Origin of the sequence: Pseudarthrobacter sp. NPDC058196, from assembly GCF_042882685.1 — a bacterium.
Taxonomy (GTDB): domain Bacteria; phylum Actinomycetota; class Actinomycetes; order Actinomycetales; family Micrococcaceae; genus Arthrobacter.
Window position 1 is genome coordinate 235,036 of record NZ_JBHVVN010000003.1, and the last position, 19,045, is coordinate 254,080.

16 protein-coding genes are annotated in these 19,045 nt (G+C 59.4%); 7 read left to right on the forward strand and 9 right to left on the reverse strand.

Annotated elements, in window-relative coordinates; translation table 11 throughout:
• Positions 1-16: 16 nt before the first annotated feature.
• Positions 17-1,321, forward strand: a complete 1,305-nt coding sequence (locus tag ACFVVC_RS06145; RefSeq protein WP_387450226.1) for a lipopolysaccharide biosynthesis protein — start codon at positions 17-19, stop codon at positions 1,319-1,321.
• A gap of 49 nt (positions 1,322-1,370) precedes the next feature.
• On the opposite strand, the gene ACFVVC_RS06150 is transcribed toward ACFVVC_RS06145, so the two are convergent.
• Genes ACFVVC_RS06150 through ACFVVC_RS06165 form a run of 4 tightly spaced genes read right to left on the reverse strand, consistent with a single transcriptional unit; the run spans position 1,371 to position 5,585 of the window.
• Positions 1,371-2,366, reverse strand: a complete 996-nt coding sequence (locus ACFVVC_RS06150; protein WP_387450228.1) for a glycosyltransferase — start codon at positions 2,364-2,366, stop codon at positions 1,371-1,373.
• Positions 2,367-2,375: 9 nt separating this feature from the next.
• Complete coding sequence (locus ACFVVC_RS06155; RefSeq protein ID WP_387450230.1) at positions 2,376-3,800, reverse strand: sugar nucleotide-binding protein; 1,425 nt, start codon at positions 3,798-3,800, stop codon at positions 2,376-2,378.
• A gap of 3 nt (positions 3,801-3,803) precedes the next feature.
• A complete protein-coding gene (gene rfbB / locus ACFVVC_RS06160) occupies positions 3,804-4,802 on the reverse strand; it encodes a dTDP-glucose 4,6-dehydratase (protein WP_387450232.1) in 999 nt (332 codons plus the stop codon).
• Positions 4,803-4,832: 30 nt separating this feature from the next.
• Positions 4,833-5,585 (reverse strand): glycosyltransferase, encoded by a 753-nt coding sequence (locus ACFVVC_RS06165; protein WP_387450234.1) that lies wholly within the window; start codon positions 5,583-5,585, stop codon positions 4,833-4,835.
• A 223-nt stretch (positions 5,586-5,808) separates the two neighbouring features.
• Between ACFVVC_RS06165 and ACFVVC_RS06170 the strand changes: the two genes are divergently transcribed.
• From ACFVVC_RS06170 to ACFVVC_RS06195, 6 genes are all read left to right on the forward strand, one after another.
• Positions 5,809-6,561, forward strand: a complete 753-nt coding sequence (locus tag ACFVVC_RS06170) for a glycosyltransferase family 2 protein (RefSeq protein WP_387450236.1) — start codon at positions 5,809-5,811, stop codon at positions 6,559-6,561.
• Positions 6,561-6,950: a DUF2304 domain-containing protein gene (locus ACFVVC_RS06175; RefSeq protein WP_387450238.1), complete on the forward strand. Its 390-nt coding sequence runs from the start codon at positions 6,561-6,563 to the stop codon at positions 6,948-6,950. Before ACFVVC_RS06170 ends, ACFVVC_RS06175 begins: the two co-directional genes overlap by 1 nt.
• Entirely contained in the window at positions 6,950-7,846 is an 897-nt protein-coding gene (locus ACFVVC_RS06180) for a glycosyltransferase family 2 protein (protein ID WP_387450240.1), read from the forward strand. Before ACFVVC_RS06175 ends, ACFVVC_RS06180 begins: the two co-directional genes overlap by 1 nt.
• 38 nt (positions 7,847-7,884) lie before the next feature.
• Complete coding sequence (locus tag ACFVVC_RS06185; RefSeq protein WP_387450242.1) at positions 7,885-8,757, forward strand: glycosyltransferase; 873 nt, start codon at positions 7,885-7,887, stop codon at positions 8,755-8,757.
• A 55-nt stretch (positions 8,758-8,812) separates the two neighbouring features.
• Positions 8,813-9,676: a glucose-1-phosphate thymidylyltransferase RfbA gene (gene rfbA / locus ACFVVC_RS06190; RefSeq protein WP_387450244.1), complete on the forward strand. Its 864-nt coding sequence runs from the start codon at positions 8,813-8,815 to the stop codon at positions 9,674-9,676.
• A 62-nt stretch (positions 9,677-9,738) separates the two neighbouring features.
• Entirely contained in the window at positions 9,739-11,715 is a 1,977-nt protein-coding gene (locus ACFVVC_RS06195) for a DUF6541 family protein (protein ID WP_387450246.1), read from the forward strand.
• 93 nt (positions 11,716-11,808) lie between these two features.
• Here the strand turns inward: ACFVVC_RS06195 and ACFVVC_RS06200 are convergent, their stop codons facing one another.
• The 5 genes from ACFVVC_RS06200 to glf form a co-directional block, all read right to left on the reverse strand.
• Positions 11,809-13,815: an acyltransferase family protein gene (locus tag ACFVVC_RS06200; protein WP_387450248.1), complete on the reverse strand. Its 2,007-nt coding sequence runs from the start codon at positions 13,813-13,815 to the stop codon at positions 11,809-11,811.
• Positions 13,816-13,986: 171 nt separating this feature from the next.
• Positions 13,987-14,712, reverse strand: a complete 726-nt coding sequence (locus ACFVVC_RS06205) for an ABC transporter ATP-binding protein (RefSeq protein WP_387450250.1) — start codon at positions 14,710-14,712, stop codon at positions 13,987-13,989.
• Positions 14,713-15,594 (reverse strand): ABC transporter permease, encoded by an 882-nt coding sequence (locus ACFVVC_RS06210; RefSeq protein ID WP_387450252.1) that lies wholly within the window; start codon positions 15,592-15,594, stop codon positions 14,713-14,715.
• The gene (locus tag ACFVVC_RS06215) at positions 15,591-17,612 is read right to left on the reverse strand and encodes a glycosyltransferase (RefSeq protein WP_387450254.1); all 2,022 of its coding nucleotides are present in this window, start codon (positions 17,610-17,612) and stop codon (positions 15,591-15,593) included. Before ACFVVC_RS06215 ends, ACFVVC_RS06210 begins: the two co-directional genes overlap by 4 nt.
• Entirely contained in the window at positions 17,609-18,796 is a 1,188-nt protein-coding gene (glf, locus tag ACFVVC_RS06220) for a UDP-galactopyranose mutase (protein WP_387450256.1), read from the reverse strand. The genes ACFVVC_RS06215 and glf overlap by 4 nt, the downstream gene beginning before the upstream one ends.
• Positions 18,797-19,045: the final 249 nt, after the last annotated feature.

Here is a 19,045-nt window from a genome sequence, read left to right on the forward strand (position 1 = left end):
TGTACTTTGTCCATTGGTGCTTACCAACGGCAATGTCCATCCCATGATCGGAGACTGCAAGTTGGCTTTGAAGGCCTTCCCCGCCCTGCTGAGCCGCTTTGGCGGATTCGCGGCGTCTCTCGTCTTCTCGACGGCCATCAATCTTCTCGCGATCCCGTTCGTGATTGTCACTCTGGGCAAAGACACCTGGGGGGAGCTTGCACTCGCCCAGGCCACCGCAGCCATCTTCGGGATAATCGTTGCCTTCGGGTGGGGCACCGTGGGCGCAGCGCTCGTGGCGTCGCTGTCGCCGCATGAGCGACCGCAGATGTACGTTGACTCATTGGTCAGCAGGATCTATCTCTTCCTGATGGCGGCTCCGGTGATGTACGTCGTCATGCTTCTGATCACGCAAAACAGCCCGCAGGTGGCCGCACTGGCATCCGTCAGTTACATCCTGCCGTTCGTGGGAGCCTCATGGTTCTTCATCGGCCAGGCCAAGCCCTGGAGACTCTTTTTGTTGGACGTCCTGCCCCAAGGGCTTGGCATCGTTTCCGGCGTGCTGCTGATCCAGTTCTTCCCTGAGCCGATCGTGTTTGTCGGTTGCCTGCTCTTCTTCAACTTCCTTGCAGTGCTGCTGGGCGCAGTCGGCGCTACAGCAAAGACCGGGCACCCGCTGAAAATTGATTTCCGTTTTGCGGCCGCTATGGCGCGACTCAAAAATCAAAAATATGGGGTCATCGCTGCCGGGACGGGCAGCCTCAACAGCAATCTCCCCATGCTTGCTGTGAACCAAGTCGTGACGGCCGCACTCCCGCAATACGCACTGGCAGACAAACTCTTCCGATTCGCAGTAGCGGGATTCGGCCCGGTTCTGCAAGTCATCCAAGGATGGATCCCGGAGGCGGGCCCGGACCAGCGATTCCACCGAATCCGTACCGTTGCCAAACTGGCTCCGGCCGCCGGCCTGGGCGCCGGGATACTACTCGCAGTGCTCACGCCGTGGGCCAGTGCACTATTTTCCGGCGGGGAGATACTCATCGGCTACGGCCTCAGCGTACCGTTCGGGCTGATACTGGCGGGTGTGATCGTCGCGCAGGTCGTGGGCCTCGCGTGCCTCATTCCGCTCGGAAAAGGCGCCGCCCTGGCCAAATCAACAGCCATAGGAGCCGGCTTCAACGTTCCGCTCATGTTCGTGTTGGGAATCGTCTGGGGTGCACCGGGGGTTGCGTGGGCAGTGGGCGTTGCCGAACTGATAGTGGCCGCATACCAACTCAAAGTCGTCCGTGACAGTCTGCGTAGCCCTGCCCTCACTGCTCACAACGCAGGCAACGGACATTGAACCCGTGAAGCTCCCTCCGGCCGAGGCTTGGGCCGGAGGGAACGTGGAACTAATCCCTTCGACGCCGCCGGCCAATAATCTCAACGGGACTACCGGCCACGAATTCCAGAAAGCAAGACCTGGCGATCTCGCCACGGCGGAGCCCAGCAACAAGCGTACGCATGGTCGAGACCCACGAATGCCCCGATGCAAAGGCAGTCAATTCCGTACCTGCGCCTTGGGCTGGTTCCCCGCAACGACGGGAAAGCTCATCCGCCATCGTCCGGCGCCAACCGAAACTTAGGTCGTTCGCCGTGCGAAGCAGGGCAAGAGGGTTGCCGCCGCCATGGTACTTGCGGGACATGGCCGTGACATTCTCCAGGGACTTCGCCAGGCTCTTCCGGCCTTCGACCTCGCCCAGAACGTTGGCGGCATGCTGTACGTAGTCCTGGACGATATCGTCCACGATGAGCGCTCCCCCTGTGGCTTTTGCACACACGGCGAGCCAGTGGTCGTGAACCTGGGTAATCGCAGGAAAGCGCGGGAACGGAAGTGCCAGGTCCAGAAGGTCACGGCGGAAGATGCAGAGGCTGCCCGTCACCTGGTTTTGTGCTATCAACGATCCCAGGCTGACATCCTTGCGATGGGTTGATTCCGCTACTACGTCATTCCCGGGACGCCTCACTACGCGGGCTTGCGCTGCAACAAGGCTGACGTCATTCAGGTGTGGAAGAAGCGTTTCGATCTTCGTTGGGTACCACGAATCGTCTTGGTCAGACAATGCAACCCACTCGGCGTTCCCCGGGACATGCTGGAGAACCCGCTCGAAATTTCCGTAGAATCCCAGGCGGTCCCGAAAACCGAGGACCTTGAAGCGCTGGTCCCCGCCCATCTCCCGGGTGACAAATTCCTGGACCTCTTCGTGGCCGCCGTCGGCAGAGATCAGGCACTCGAAGTTGGTGTGAGTTTGCGCCTGGATCGAAAGCAGCTGAGCCCGGAAAAGGTCCCAGTCGGGTTTGTACGCCGCCAGCGCGATTATTCCAAAAGACAGGGAGTCAAAAGGCATGGTGGACCGCTAAACAGTCGCCGATTGCTGCGCAAGGTAGGCGTCAAGAACCTCACGTGCCGGCCGCGGGGCAAAGCCGGATTTTTTGATCTTGGAAAGATCGAGCACGCTGTTGAGCGGCCGCGGGGCGGCCTCCTTGCCTTTGAAGTACTCAGCCGTGCTCACGCCGGTGACCGCGTCACGGGAAACCCCGGAGAACGCGTAGACGTCCTTCGCGATATCTGCCCATGACTGCGGCTCACCGTCATTTGTCAGGTTGTAGGTTCCGTATTCGGCTGCCGTTTCAAGGAGGTGTTGGATCCCTGCTGCGATATCGGTGGTGAATGTCAGGCGGCCGATCTGGTCGCTAACCACCGATGGCTCGATCCCGCGGGCGGCGAGGGATGCCATGGTCCTGACGAAGTTGTTGCCTTCCCCGATAACCCAGCTCGTTCGGAGAATGTAGTGACGGGGAACGGTGCTGACAATTGCGTCGCCGGCAGCCTTTGTTTGGCCATAGACCCCCAGCGGGCAGACAGGCTCATTCTCCGAATAGATGGTTCGGGAACCGTCGAAGACGTAGTCGGAGGAGACGTGGACGAGGGTGAGATCGTGCTCGACGGCGGTCTTCGCCAAGTGCGATACCGCGGTCACGTTGTTGGACCAGGCAGCTGCGCGGCCTTCGGGTGTTTCCGCCGCATCCACGGCCGTATACGCAGCTGCGTTGACGATGGTCGAGTAATTCTTCCAGTTCCGGTCGGCAAATGCTTCGGGACGAGTGATGTCGAACTCCCCGCGCCCGACGAACTCTACGGACGCATCGTCGGCGTAACGCTCGCGCAATGCCTTCCCAAGCTGGCCGTTGGCTCCCACGACCAATGTCTTCTTCGGCGGCATGGGCACAACATCTGCCAGCCGTGGATGGGACTTGTCCTTATCGGAGAGTTCTGCCTGCTCCAGCGGGATGGGCCATTGAACGGCTGCGGACTCATCGGCCAGGTTCAGGAAGGTGTACTGTCCCTGGGCATCCGCCGACCAGTGGTCATTCACCAGGTAGGTGTACGCGGTGTTGTCTTCGAGGGTTTGAAATGCGTTGCCGACGCCCCGGGGAATGAATATCGCCTGGCTCGGATTGAGCTCAGCCGTATAGACGCTGCCAAACGAGGGGCCTTCACGGAGATCGACCCAGGCCCCGAAGATCCGGCCGGTGGCAACTGAGATGAATTTGTCCCAAGGCTCTGCATGGATGCCCCGCGTGGTGCCGGCTTTTTCGTTGAAGGAAATGTTGTTCTGCACGGGCCGGAAGTCAGGCAGGCCGAGGGCGACCATCTTTTCACGCTGCCAGTTTTCCTTGAACCAGCCCCGGTTGTCCCCATGTACCGGCAGGTCGTATACGACGACGCCAGGAATAGGGGTTTCGTGCGCTGCAAGTTTTTTGGAGAACTCGATGGACATCTCTTACTGGCCCTGTTCCTTGTATTTCGCTTCCGTCAGGGCCTTCTGTGGACGCCACCAGTCTTCGTTGGCCCGGTACCACGCAATCGTGTCTTCGATGCCGGCGTCGAAGTTCGAGAACTGTGGCGACCAGCCCAGCTCGTTGCGGAGTTTGGTGGAGTCGATGGCATAGCGCAGGTCATGCCCCGGACGGTCGACGACGTGGTCATACGCGTCGGGCGACTCACCCATGTGCTTGAGGATGAGCTCAACGACGTCTTTGTTGTTCTTCTCGCCGTCAGCGCCAATGAGGTACGTCTCACCGATCTTTCCCTTGGCGATGATCGCCAGGACGGCAGAGGAGTGGTCGTTGGCGTGGATCCAGTCACGGACGTTCTCGCCCTTGCCGTAGAGCTTGGGCCGAATACCGTCAATGACGTTCGTGATCTGGCGCGGAATGAATTTCTCCACGTGCTGGTACGGCCCGTAGTTGTTCGAGCAGTTGCTGATGGTCGCCTGAAGGCCGAAGGACCGTACCCACGCCCGGACCAACAGGTCAGATCCTGCCTTCGTGGACGAGTATGGGCTGGAAGGGTTGTACGGGGTCTGCTCTGTGAAGCGCTCAGGGTCGTCCAGCTCGAGGTCGCCGTAAACTTCGTCGGTGGAGATGTGGTGGAAGCGCTTGTTGTGCTTCCGGGCCGCTTCGATCAGGGTGTAGGTGCCGATGATGTTGGTGTCGAGGAATGGCCGCGGGTCATGCAGCGAGTTGTCGTTGTGCGACTCGGCTGCATAATGCACAACGACGTCAGACTTGGCCACCAGTCGATCTACCAGCCCAGCATCGGCAATGTCACCCTGGACAAATTCAAACCGGTCTTCGGGTAGTCCCTTCAAAGATTCCACATTGCCGGCGTAGGTCAGCTTGTCCAGAACGGTGACATTGTCATCAGTGTTCTCAAGAACGTAGTGGACAAAATTGGAACCAATGAAGCCGGCACCGCCGGTGACAAGGAGATTCTGCATTAGCCCAGCTTAGCCTCTCGACAATCCCCATCACCGCTCCCGGAGTCTCCGCGACGCCTCGAGCACGAGCCGGACCAACATGATCCTCGCCGCGATGATGCGTCGGAGTGAACGGAAACCCGACGGCGTCTCGTTCTGTTCGTGGAGGCGGCGCAGCAAGGAGGGGACTTCCAGGTGCGCTATCGACTGTGCCAGGTTGCCGCAGATGGCAATCCAGAGGTCATGGGACTCGCGAACGTACGACGGAATGGGCGTGACAATAGGTACGAAGTCGCGCCTGAACGCCATGCCGCAACCGTAGTAGGCCCGGTAACCCACCATGATTCCGAAGAGATTCGCAAGGGGCCGCGAATTCATCTTCGCCGTCAGGGGCGGGATCCACGGGCGCGGCCCCCCTCCAAGCATCGCGAAGTTCGTGGCAACCACGGCGGAATCGTTGAGCCCTTCAAGCATGCGGCCAACCCGGCCGGACACCCAGACATCGTCCTGGTCGGACAGAAAGATATAGGTGCCCCTGCTCGCACCGATAGCTGCTTCGAAGGCGCGAACGTATCCCACGTTGGTGGTTCCCTGAATCAAACGGATTCTTGGGTCGTTGAATCCTTTGATGACGTCGACGGTGTCGTCAGGTGATGCGTCGTCATAGATGACGAGTTCATCCGCAGCACCCAGCTCGTCCAGTATCGAGCGGATCTGTTCTGCGATGAATGACGCACCCCGGTAACTCGCCATGCAGACGCTGACACGGGTGGCGGAGGGAAGGTGGGGCGGGACGCTGGTCATGCAACCGACACTAACCGATTCCCGCATTCCGGTGGTGCCCGGCCTGTGCGCGGGTAGCGCCGCTCTCAGGGAACCGGTCCCCGCCGGAGTCGGCTGCCATGACCGGCACGCGCTAGGATGCGAACCACTGGCCAACTGGTCCGCAGGATCAGCCGCGGCCATGCCGCTGCCTGCACACGCTCTGGACGGTTCGCAATCGCCGCGTTGATATAGTTGGGACATTATGCGCAATTTGGAAAACAACCGTGTGTTGGTCATCATGCCGGCGTGGAATGAGGCTGATTGCGTGGGGGCAACTGTGGCCGAAGTGCTGAGCCTCGACGAGCCCTACGATGTCTTGGTCGTGAACGATGGCTCGACCGACGGCACACCCGTCCTCGCGGCGGCAGCGGGCGCGACAGTCCTCAATTTGCCTTTCAACCTGGGAGTTGGAGGCGCGATGCGGGCCGGCTTCAAGTACGCGCAGCGACTGGGCTACCGGCAAGTCATCCAGGTTGACGCCGACGGACAGCATGACCCTCGAAATATTCGTGAGGTGCTCAATGGCCTGGAGTCGGCCGATATTTCGATTGGTGCCCGCTTCGCCGACCGCGGGGATTACACCGTGAAGGGACCCAGAAAGTGGGCGATGAAACTACTGGCGAGCGTGCTGTCCAAACTCGCCAAGACGCCGCTCACGGATGTCACTTCCGGATTCCGCGCGGGTAACAGCCGGGCCATTGCGCAGTACTTGGATCATTACCCGGCGGAATACCTCGGAGACACGATCGATTCACTGGTGGTGGCCATTCGGTCCGGGCTGAAGGTGACGCAAGTCCCCGTGGAGATGCGTCCCCGACAGGGTGGTACGCCAAGTCACCATCCGATCAAAGCAGCCGTATATCTGGGGCGTTCCTTCTTTGCACTCGCTTTCGCCCTCACACGCAAGCGATCCAACGTTGCCTTGCCCCTTCCCCTGATGGCAGGAAAGAACTGATGCCGAATATTGCCGCATTCTTCCTGGCGCTGGCCATCGTCGGGCTCGTGGCGGAGATGCTCCGCCGCAAGAAATTGCGGGAAAAGTACGCCATCTGGTGGCTCGTCGTCGGAATTGCCACCCTGATTCTTGCTGCGTTCCCCCAGCTTCTGGGGTACGTCGCCCAAGCGGTGGGAGTGCAGCTCCCCTCCAACCTGTTGTTCATCCTAAGCATCCTCATGCTCCTGGGCGTCTGCCTTCATCTTTCCTGGGAAATATCGGTCGTTGAAGAGGAAACCCGCGCCCTCGCCGAGGAAGTAGCCATTCTTCGGATCCAAATTGAACGAATCAATGAGGTGATGGTTGCCGGGCCGAAAACGGGCAGTCGTGACCCGGAGGTTGAGCCCTAGTGGCGGATACTTCGCTGGACATCTTCGTTCCCTACTGGGGCGATCCCGACTATATGAAGATCACTGTCGACAGCGTTCTTGCGCAGACCAATCCCCGTTGGTTCCTGACGGTAGTGGATGATGCCTATCCTGATCCCACCATCGAGGACTACGTACGGACCATCGACGACCCGAGGATCACATACGTCAAGAAAACCAAGAACGAAGGCATAACCGAGAGCTTCAGAACGTCTATCCGGATGGCCCGGCAGGAGCTGGTCGCCGTCGTTGGCTGCGACGACATCCTCCTTCCCAACTACGTGGAAACCATCCTGGGTGCCCATCGCGACCACCCGGAGGCAGACATCATCCAGCCCGGCGTGCAGGTCGTCGATGCGGCAGGTGAGCCGACGAGCACCCTGGTTGACACCGTCAAGCAACGGCTCCTCAGGCCCTCTGCAGGAGCTCCCCTGCTGCTGTCAGGAGAAAAGCTCGCAACGAGCCTTTTGCACGGCGACTGGTTGTACTGGCCGTCGCTAACGTTCAAGACGTCGTCCGTCCGCACCGTTGACTTCCGCAATGAATTCCGGATCATCCAGGACCTGGCCCTCATAATCGACATGATCTTGCAGGACCGCTCCCTGCTCGTGGTACCAACCGTGGCCTTCGGCTACCGCAGGCACACCGAAAGTGCTTCGTCCCTCCTCCTGCACGACGGATCCCGTTTCGAAGGCGAACGAGAGTACTTCAACCTGGCAGCAACCCTCACCCGGGCCCGGGGCTGGCGCCGGGCTGAGCGAGCTGCCCGGCTCCGTCTGACGTCTCGGCTTCACGCGCTCTCCCTCATGCCAGGGCTGCTCAAATCGCGTAACCTCACGGCGCTCCGCACAATGGTGAAGCATGGGCTGGGTGCGTGATGACGCACAGTCCCCCACCCACTCCTACTGCCGCTGTTGTGAGCACATTCAATCCGCACCCCAACGTTGTGGAGAATTGCTCCGCGCTGCTTGACCAGTGCGCGGACGTCATTGTTGTTGATGATGGCAGCACCTCCGCCGACGAGGACGTCTACGCTGAACTGGAGGCGCGCGGCTGCACCATTCTGCGCCTCCAGCAAAATTCTGGAATTGCGGCTGCCCTGAACCGTGGCGTAAGCCTTGCAAGGTCCCGCAACCAAGCCCTTGGCTACATTCTCACCATGGACCAGGACTCGCTGGTCCAGCCCGGGTTCGTCAAAGGCCTCGAAGAAGCTGCTTCGGCGGCCGCCGAAGCTGGCCTTCGAGTCGGAATGGTGGCGCCGGGGAAAGTCAGCGGGCTGCCAAGCAGGGCGGTGAAAACGCACAACGGCGTGACTATCGGGGACGAACCAGTCCAGTCAGGACTGCTGATTCCAATCTCCTGCATAGACGCAGTGGGGCCGTTTAACGAAGAGCTCTTCATTGACGGCGTCGACAGTGAGTTCTACCTGCGCGCCAAGGCCAGGAATCTGCACTGCATCATCGCCCCCGATTGTGCGCTGAACCACTCGCTGGGCGCCATGGTTCCGGCGAGCTTCGGACCATGGCCGATCACTTGGCGGGGACGGCCGCTGATGGTGAGAACAGCCGCGACCTGGCGCTACTACTTCATCTTCCGCAACCGGATCCTGCTCGCGGCCAAGTTTGCGCGCAAAGAACCGTACTGGACTCTGCGGGGGCTGCTGACAGATCTTCGGCACCTGACGATAGTCAGTCTTCTTGCGCCAGGCAGGCGCGAGCGTCTCATCGCGGTTGGAAAAGGCCTCACGGACGGCCTGCGGAGGCAGTCGGGTCCGGGGCCCGCACGCTAGCCCGGCAGCTGACGCCGTTTTGGCCGTGGCTGCGTCGTGGGGAATGATTGGTCCCATGCGTGGAATTATTCTGGCCGGCGGAACTGGATCGCGGCTGCACCCCATCACTCTTGGCATTAGCAAGCAGCTCGTCCCGGTATATGACAAGCCGATGATTTATTACCCTCTTTCCACGCTGATCCTTGCGGGAATCAGGGACATCCTGATCATCACCACTCCGCACGATGCTGAGCAGTTCCAACGTCTGCTTGGAGACGGTTCGCAATTTGGAATCAGCCTCACCTACGTCCAGCAGCCTTCTCCTGATGGACTGGCCCAGGCATTCATCCTTGGTGCTGATCACATCGGTGACGAGACGGTCGCGCTTGTTTTGGGTGACAACATCTTTTACGGCCAAGGCATGGGCACGCAGCTTCGAAAGCATGCAGATATCGACGGCGGTGCAGTATTTGGCTATTGGGTCAAGGATCCCAAGGCTTATGGAGTCGTTGAGTTCGATAACGACGGCAAGGCTCTATCGCTGGAGGAAAAGCCGGAGAAGCCCCGGAGCCACTATGCCGTTCCCGGGCTGTATTTCTATGACAATGATGTCGTCGACATTGCGCGGAACCTCAAGCCTTCTCCTCGCGGGGAACTTGAAATTACCGACGTCAACAAGACCTACCTTGAGCGGGGAAAGCTCCAAGTCGAAATACTCCCCCGTGGTACTGCCTGGCTGGACACCGGAACGTTCAACGATCTCAGCGATGCGTCGAACTTCATACGCACGGTGGAGAACCGCCAAGGGCTGAAGATCGGGGCACCGGAAGAAATCGCTTGGCGTCAGGGGTTCCTGACCAACGACGATTTGCGCCAGCGTGCAGAGCCCCTGGTAAAGAGCGGCTACGGTAGCTACCTTCTTGGACTTCTGGAGGACTAGCACATGGTGATGGCCATCGCGCCGCGCCCAGCCCTGTTCTCGTCGTCGTTCCTGGAGTATTAATGAGCTGGTTTTCCATCCTGCCAACGGCCATAGCGTGCCTGCTGCTGTTATTTGTTCCCGGCACGCTCCTGATCTTGGCTCTGGGCTTGCGAAATCCGGCTTTCCTGGCAGTTGCACCGCTGCTTACGGTAAGCGTCGTCTCAGTCAGCGCCATCGTTGCCCCGTACCTCGGCCTCGGATGGTCAATCCTTCCTGTTGCCGCCGCAACGTTCCTCCTTGCCGTGGCCCTCTTCCTTGTCCAAAGGATTCCTGCGCTGCGCCAGCCTGTCCGGCCCTGGCGTGCTGCACTGACCGCAACAAAGCGAATGCCCCTCCTGGCAGGGGTTGGCTTTGGCATCGGCGCACTGTCGATAGCTGTGCAACTCCGCACCGCCTTCGGCAGACCGGACAACATTTCGCAAACGTTTGACAACGTGTTTCACCTCAACGCAATCCGGTACGTTCTGGATACCGGAAATGCGTCGTCCATGACGCTCACAGCCATGACCAATGGAGACAATCCGCCATACTTCTACCCAGCTGCATGGCATGGGTTGGCGTCACTCCTCATTCAACTCACTGGCGCCCCTCTGCCGGCCGCTGTCAATGTGCTGAATCTTTGTATCGCCGCAGGCGTCTGGACCTTGGGGTGCATGTTTCTGGTGCGGATCTTGGTTGGGTCGAACCCCTACGCAGTGGGTGCAGCAGGTGCCCTGGCAGCGGGGTTCGGTTCCTTCCCGATCCTGCTGTTGGACTTTGGTGTCCTCTACCCCAACTTCCTTTCGGTCAGCATGCTTCCGGCGGCCTTGGGCTGCGTGAGTCTCTTTTTCGGGAACCGGCACCTTCCGCATGTCGGTCCTGTCGCCAGGTACTTGCTGGCCCCAATGGCCGCTCTTGGCGTCGCCATTGCGCACCCTAACGGTGTCATGTCCCTGTTTGCACTTTCCGTGCCGATTCTGGTTGCGGCCTGGGTCTCACTTGCCATCAAACGGCGCAGGTCCGGTAAATCCGCCAAGCATACGCTCGTCGCCGGACTTGGCCTGCTGGCCACCCTGGGGGTCATGGCTGGCCTGTGGAAGATCATCAGGCCACCGGCAGTAGCGGCGTTCTGGTTACCAGTCCAGACCCAGGGCCAGGCGCTGGGTGAGATATTGACTAACTCAGCCATGCAACGGCCGGTTGCATGGGCAGTGAGCGTCCTGGTCATTATGGGTCTGGTGGTCGTCACCAGGCGTCCTGCCACGGCATGGTTCGCAGGGTCGTTTGTCATTATCTCCGCACTCTTTGTAGTTGTGTCGGCCGGTCCGGCAGGTCGGCTCAGGGATTTCCTGACAGGGGTCTGGTACAACGACAGCTACCGTCTTGCGGCTCTCCTGCCCGTCGTTGCGGCACCGCTGGCGGCCGTCGGCGTCGCGTGGCTGCTTCAACTGCTGCAGGTCCGGATCTTCAGCCGGGTGCGCTACCAGGTTTCCGCTGTGGCTCCGGCTGGCGCCCTGCACACAGCGGGCCCCATCATTGCGTTGGTCGTCGTCGGCATTCTCCAGGCACCACCGATGGTTACTCCGGTTCTGTCGGCTCAAGCCAACTACTCGACTACACCCGACTCTCCCTTGGTCAGTTCGGATGAGATGGCGATCATCCAGGAACTTGATAACTATGTCCCGGCTGATGCAACAGTCGCTGTGAATCCGTGGACCGGTGGCGCGATGGCTTTTGCGATTGCCGATCGCAACACAACGTCGAAGCACACCCTCACGACCTATACAAAAGCCACCGAGCTCCTGAACGACAAATTCCGTGAAGCAGCCACAGACCCGTCAGTATGCCCCGCTGCACGGGCCGGCAATGTCAGGTATGTCCTCGACTTCGGCACACGCGAGGTTCATGGTGGGAACCACGGGTTCCAGGGACTGCAAATCCCCGATTCGACCCCGGGATTCAAGCTTCTGGCCCAACATGGTGAAGCAAAGCTCTTTCAAGTCACCGCCTGCCAGTGATTGCCGTCCGCGGCAGTCACTCCATCCAAGCTCAACGCAATTCGCACGCTGGGTCGTCCCCTCGAAATGCCGAATGCTATAACGTCACGAAGCTTAGAGGCTTAGTTTCCTTGAAAGGATGGGGGCCAAAGACTTGGCAAATGTGTTTGTGAGGTGATTATCCCGGTACACAAGTACGTTTCCTATGACGGCCGGACAAGTATCCGCCCGGCACATGTAGTCAGCGAGCTCCACGACCTCAACACCCGCAATCTGGTCTGCAGCCCGTTTCAATGGATCGTCACCCCAGTCCTTCCTGGGCCGGTCCACCTGGCATTGCGGTGCGTCAGGGCTCTTGCGTTCGACACAATCGGGAACAGAAAAGGCTGGATAGGGATTGTCGAGGACAACGGCAACCCTCAGCCCCTCGTTCCTAAGTGGCCTTATGAGATCAACGTAGCCTTTCACCAGGGAATCAGTCGAGTCCCACCGCCAGTGAAGGGCCTGCTCATATCCTTGGGGCACCATCCCTGAAATAACCACCAGATTTGGCCGAAGAGCCAAAATCCTCTGCAAGGAGACTTGGTTCTGCGCCGAACAGTTGTTGTAGACAGTGGTCTCATCTGCGGGTGGCACGGCGCTGAACGGACAACCGTTGCGGACCATCGCATGTACCTGCCACCCCGTCGGTTTTCCTGCGAGCACCAAGGGGTCTACAAACTGAGCCGCGTGGGAATCACCCACGATCACCATGCTTTTCGAAGGATCAGTCGCGCCGTAGATGCATCGCTCGGTGCCCATGACTGCAGGATCGTAGACTCCGCAATCATCTCCGGCCGTGATGGGCACGTCCTTCAACGCCAGCGATGCTGCCGGCCGCAGCGGCAGACCAGCCGGTACGGGAACTTCACGCCCGGGGTCAAACGCCATGGCACCCGGGTATTCACGGATATTGAGCAGGCCCTGAAGTTCCTGGGATTTGGCTTCGACGATACCCCACGGAACCAGAGCAGACCCGGACGTTGCCAGCACCACGCCCACTGCCACCAGGAACGTTGCGGCAGGGCGGAAACGTTCCTTCTTGGCGCGCTCTGAAGCAGCCTTAGGCAGACGACTAACATGCCTGAACCGCTGCTCGACAAAATAATAGGAGGGTATTGCTATAAAGATGCTAAGTGACACGATGACGGCACCATGGACCACCCCTGGTTGACGGCCCAGGAAGAAGACATAGAAAACTACTATCGGCCAGTGCCACAGGTACAAGGAGTATGAGGTGTCACCCACGAACGTGACCGGGCGCAGACTCAACAGGGAAGATACCGAGGGACCACCTTCCGCCCTGTCTTGGCCGCCTCCCACGGACAGGATCAGGATCGTGGCAACAACGGGTAGCAGGGCCACGTAGCCAGGGAAGGAAAGTGACGTTGAGAACGTGAAGGCGGCGCATACGATGCCTGCCAAGCCGCCCCACCCAGCGAGAATCCCAACCTTTCCGCCCGGCCAGCCCTTCCGGAGGAAGAGAGCAGTCAACCCGCCGGCGCCGAGCTCCCAGATGCGCGTGCTGGTGGCAAAGTAGGCAATTTCATGGTGGGAAGCGGACAGGAAAATACTGTGGACAAGGGAACCGGCCGTAATCGTGGCGATAACAGCAACGGAAACGGATTTTGCGTCTCTGCCGAACCTCCGGGCGAGAAACGCCCCGGCAAGAAGCACAATTGGTATGAAGATGTAGAACTGCTCCTCGACGGCGAGGGACCAATAGTGCTGGACCGGAGAGACCAGGGCCGTAGCCTGCGCATAGCTATTCGCACTGAACGCCTGATTCCAGTTCTGGATTTGAAGCCCTGACGCAATCACGTCCAAGCTGATCGACTGCCATCTGCTTTGCGGAAGCAGAACCACGGTGCCCAGAACGATGACCAGAAGTACGAGAGTCGCGGCGGGAAGTAACCGCACAATCCTTCGTTCGTAGAAGGACAGGAGATTCAGGCTTTTTGAGTTCCCTATTTCTCGAACGAGTGATCCCACAATCAGGAACCCTGAGATTACAAAGAACACATCTACGCCGACGAAACCTCCGGGGAGCACTGTCGGCCAGACGTGGTAGACAATGACCAAACCGACGGCAACTGCCCTGAGTCCTTGAATGTCACGACGCGGTCCTGTGACTACCCCGATGTCGGGCCTTGCTCGAACGTGCCGGCCGACAAAGTCGCCAGATACGCGGGCCATTAGGACAACAACTTACGTTCGGCACTTTTCCACGCGAACAGGCCGTTACGGAACGGATCAGGACCGAAGTAAGGCAACTGCGTCATGAATCGAGCCGTCGAACTTCACGTTGCCGTGTTCAAGCAGGATGCCCCGTTCGCAAATCCTGGACACAAGGTCGAGGTCATGGCTCACCACCACCAGTGTCTTTCCGTCGCGAGCGAGTTCCTGAATCTTGTCGATGCACTTTCGCTGGAAGGGCTCGTCGCCAACGGCGAGGATCTCGTCAATGAGGAATACTTCAGGGTCTGTGTGGACCGCCACGGAGAAAGCGAGCCGTAAATACATCCCGGAGGAGTAGAACTTGACCTCAGTATCGATGAACTGGCCGATCTCCGAGAATTCCACTATCTCGTCGAACCGGTCAATTACCTGCTGTTCAGTCATGCCGAGGATAGCCCCGTTGAGGAAGACGTTGTCCCTTCCTGACAGGTCAGGATGGAAACCGGCACCCACCTCGATCAGCCCGGCTACCCGTCCCCTCGTTTTGACCGTGCCGGTATCGGGCAGCATCACGCCCGAAATGTGTTTCAGCAGAGTGGATTTTCCCGAGCCGTTCAACCCCAGCAGCGCTACTGTTTCGCCCGCTTGGACCTCAACAGAAACGTTCTTCAAGGCATGGAACTTTTCGGACAGATCACCTTTTCGCCCCTTGGCCAACCAAACCACAGCCTCTTTCAGGGACCTGGTGTGGCGCAAGACGAATTGCTTGCTGATATTAGAAACTTCTATCGCCGTGACCACTTACAGCTCCTGTGCGAAACGGCCCTCGAGGCGCCGAAAGGTGTACTGACCCAAAACAACAATGACCACCGCAACTACGAGCCCAACAGGCAGCCACAAACCGAAGAGGTTCGGCGGCATGGCTGCCGAACCGTCAGTCGTCGGAAACCAGAACGCGTAGTGGAACAACTCCACCCCGATGGTGATCGGGTTTGCCTGATAGATGGCAAACGCGGTGCTCCCAAGCTTCTGCTCAACCATGGACCATGCATACATGACGGGGGAAGCCCAGGTGGCAACCATCAAAAGCATGTCCACGAGGTTTTCCGAATCGCGAAAGTACACGTTGGCTGCACCGAATAGCAGGCCCAAGCCGGTCGCAAGAAGTCCCACGATGACAAAGCCGGCAACGGCAGCCAACAGTTGTACCAGGTTCGGATGCCATCCGGCGAAGACACAGCCGACGACGAGAACCACAAGTTGGGGGAAGAAGTGCACCGCAGACACCCAGACGGAGGCCACGGGGAACAATTCGCGCGGAAGGTAGATCTTCTTGATCAGGTTTCCGTTCATCACGATGGACCGTGCCGCGTTGCCCAACGCCTCGGAAAAGAAATTGATCAGGACAATGCCGGAAAACAGGTAAACGGCATAATTTGCCAATCCGTCCGGATTCCTGGCGCTCCGCTCCAATCCAAGGAAGATTCCCAAAGCTACATAAAAGACGATGAATTGGACGCCCGGTTTGACATAGGACCAGAGGAGTCCGAGGACAGAGCCCCGGTAACGAACCTTCAGTTCTTTCCGCACCAGCAGCTTAAGCAGGAAGCTTGATTGTTTGATGTCCCGCAGTCCCCCGCCCAGTCCGGGCGTGGTCAGATCACCGGTCGAAATTACGCTCACTTGATCTCATTCTGCGTATGCTGCTCGAACGTCTTCCTCCACGACTCGATCGATGTCAGATCGTTCATGGCTGATTTGTACTTCTTGCTGAGCGCAGGCCATTCCTTGAGCAGGGCCGCGTGGAGGCGGCCGCTTTCGGCCAGCATTTTCCTCAGCCGCTTGGGATCACGCCGGTACCATGAAGCGCCGGTTCCTTCAGCATTTGAGACCACCGCGCTGTCGTACTGCGCCATCCTCCACCAGCGATTGTCCTGATGTGCCACTGTCGTCTGCGGGCGTTCGGCACTGGTCCCCGTGACGGGCTTGACCAACTGCCGGGCAATGGTCTTGGCAGCCCACGGGAGGAGGGTGATTCTCGAAGGCTGGGACGGGCCGTGGCCGCGGCGGGGCGGCTTGTCCATCTTCGGGGCAGGAAAGTCCTCCGGATCGGGCCGGAACACGGCGTCGGAGTGCGCCGACATCATCTCCCGGATTTCCGGCAGCTTGGTCGACAACAGGTCGGGCAGGGCCTCCGGCCCCTTCAACACATCTTCCAGTGCCCATTGCCGGCCTTGCGCAGTGGCATACTGCATGGACACCATGTGCTTGATGTCGCCGTACTGGGAAGCCTTGACAACTTCACCGCCGAATTCGTACGGGCTGTGGAGCAGTGCGGCCACGACCCGGTTCCGGGAGTGGAAGTATGCCTGCCAACCGACCAAGTCATCCTTATCGATCCACGAAACGTGCCACACCGCTGATCCGGGCAGCGAGACCGTGGGGTAGCCGTGTTCCTTTGCGCGCAGACCGTATTCAGCGTCGTCCCACTTGATGAACAACGGGAGCGAAAGCCCAATATCGCGGATTACTTTGGTGGGGATCAAGCACATCCACCAGCCGTTGTAGTCGACGTCGCAGCGCCGGTGCAGCCACGAAGTCTGCCTCAGGTTGGACGACAGGAAGTCGTGCCCGAGGATCATATCTTCGCTGGGGAGGGCCGGCTGGAAGCGGTACGGATTAACCACTTCGCCAAACGTGTGCAGGACAGTCCGGTTATACAGGTCGAACATGTGTCCGCCGACTAGGGTCGGCGTCTTGCACCGGTCGGCAAAAGTGAGGAGCCGGATGATGCTTTCAGGTTCGACGACGATATCGTCGTCCATGAGCAGCACATAGTCACTGCCGTTTTCGACGGCCTCGAACATCCCGCGGGCGAATCCGCCAGACCCGCCCAGGTTGGACTGGTTGATGATGCGGAGCTTGCCGGCAAGGGACTCTTTCACGTCGTCGAAGCCGGGAGCATCCGAAAGCTTCTGTGTCCCTTGGTCAACGATGAGGATCTCTTGCACGTGGGCAAGGGCCTCGGCGCTGTCGGCCAGGAGACGCAGGTTGTTGAGGCAGAAGTCCGTCTTGTTGAGTGTGGTGATCTGGAGGGTTACCGATCCAGGGGCGGTCTCGACTGCGGGCCCTTGCCATTCGGCGTCGAGCATAATCAGGGGCTCGGTGCCTGCCAGCAGGTCGAACCAGTACCATCCACCGTCTCCGAAGGGAGCCAGCGACAGTTCAAAGTGGCTTTCCGAGATACCTTCAACACGGCGGGTATCTACCCGCTGCAGTGAACCCCGGGCATTGGACTTGTAGACAATGACAGAACCGGCACCTTGGGTCCGGACCTGCAACCGGACTTTGTTCACCGTAGTCCACCGACGCCAGTAGCTGGCCGGGAAGGCGTTGAAGTAGGTGCCGAAGGAAACGCGCTCCCCCGAGCGCACTGAGGTGGAGTGCCGCGAGAGGAAGTCCTCTACGTGCGCCTCTTTGGTCGGGCTGCTGATGGTCCGGGGCTTCGCGTCCTTCGCGTCTCCGTCACCGATCGTCGGGAGTTGGATCCCAGTGGCCGTGCCCATATCCATGTAAAGAGGCGCCGTGTCCATCTGGCTTGCGCTGGGCAAAATGACGCGCTGAAGGGTGTTCCAGTTCCCGGAAGACCCGTCATTCGCCGCACCGGCAGATTTCTTCTGGTTCGCAGTTGACACGCTCATGCGTCCACGCCTCCACTTTCCAGCTTCGCGCCGCTTTCGAAATGCGGCCGGATTTTGTTATCGAACATGTTCAGCGCGGAACCAATAGCCATGTGCATGTCCAGGTATTTGTAGGTGCCCAGCCGGCCGCCAAACAAGACGTCCGTTTCGGAAGCTGCGAGATCGCGGTACTTAAGCAGTCGCTCCCTGTCGGCGGACGTGTTGACGGGGTAGTACGGTTCGTCGCCCTTTTCGGCGAATCGCGAGAACTCCCGCATGATGACCGTTTTTTCGGTCTGGTAGTCGCGTTCGGGGTGGAAATGGCGGGGTTCGATGACGCGGGTGTAGGAGACGTCGTCGTCGTTGTAATTGACGACGGAGGTGCCTTGGAAGTCGCCGACATCAAGTACTTCTTCTTCGAAGTCGATGGTGCGCCAGGAGAGGTCGCCCTCGGCGTAGTCGAAGTAGCGGTCCACCGGGCCGGTGTAGACCACGGGAATCTTGCCGACAACCTTGTTCTTGCTGTATTCGTGCGATTCGTCGAAGAAATCGGTGTTCAGGCGCACTTCGATGTTCGGGTGTTCGGCCATTTTCTCGATCCACGCGGTGTAACCGTTGGTGGGCAGGCCTTCGTACTTGTCGTTGAAGTACCGGTTGTCGTAGTTGTAGCGCACGGGCAGCCGGGAGATGATGCCCGCCGGCAGATCCTTGGGATCCGTCTGCCATTGCTTTCCCGTGTAGTGCTTGATGAAGGCCTCGTACAGTGGGCGGCCAATCAGTTGGATGCCCTTGTCGTTGAGGTTCTGGGGATCGGTTCCTGCCAGTTCCCCGGCCTGTTCTTGAATGAGGTCCCGCGCTTGCCCGGGGGTGAGGTTTGCCCGGAAGAACTGGTTGATGGTGGCCAGGTTGATGGGCAGGGAGTACACCTCCCCCTTGTGGACGCCGTAAACCTTGTGCACGTAGTTCGTGAAGGTCGTGAACCTGTTGACGTATTCCCACACGCGCTCGTTGGACGTGTGGAAGAGGTGGGCGCCATACCGGTGGATTTCAATACCGGTCTGCTCTTCCTTTTCGCTGTAGGCGTTGCCGCCAATATGGTGGCGGCGGTCGAGGACGACAACCTTCAGGCCGAGCTCGCTAGCGGCCTGTTCTGCGATTGTCAGGCCAAAAAAGCCGGACCCTACAATGACGAGGTCAGCGGTCACAAAATCTCCTGGTTTGAATACGGGCAGCACAATGGAGTGCATCGTCTGCTGCTCTAGCCTACCCGAGGGACCGCAACGTCCGTCGAATCCGCGCAGCCCCTGTGATCCGTCGCACAACAGGTTTCAAGCGCACCGCAGAACCGTATCCTGGTCAACTTACGCATCCCGCGTGCCGGGGCGATTCCATTGGCCGCCTTAGTTTAAAGGCGCCACGGACCACACCGCAGTTCTCCCCCCCCGGGCGCGCCG